At 26.3% G+C, this 270-nt stretch carries 1 protein-coding gene; it reads left to right on the top strand.

Annotated features, from left to right (window positions below):
* Positions 1–270: FRG domain-containing protein (locus SAZ04_RS22180; protein ID WP_332699772.1), on the top strand; the 270-nt coding region annotated here is incomplete at both ends.

Below are 270 nucleotides of genomic sequence, written 5' to 3'. Positions count from 1 at the left end.
AAGAATTGTAGTAATCTAAAAGAAATAATAGAACAATTGGAAAATATTCAAAAAGATGGTGCTAAGTTCTTCTTTAGAGGAGAAAATAAACTTTACGAAAATAAAATTTCATCCAGTTTATTTAGAAAACAAAAAAAAGACGGTAAAAAAATATATTCCAAAACTTTAGAAACATACTTCTATGGTCAAAAAGCTTTTCATAGAGAAATAATTAGCTTAAATAAACGCGAAGACTTTAACTTTATGGCCTTATGTCAACACCATGGGTTA

This window comes from Halalkalibacter lacteus (genome assembly GCF_036663595.1).
GTDB classification, from domain to species: domain Bacteria; phylum Bacillota; class Bacilli; order Bacillales; family Bacillaceae_D; genus Halalkalibacter; species Halalkalibacter lacteus.
Note: the sequence above shows the minus strand (reverse complement) of the source record. Positions and strands in the feature narration are given on the sequence as shown.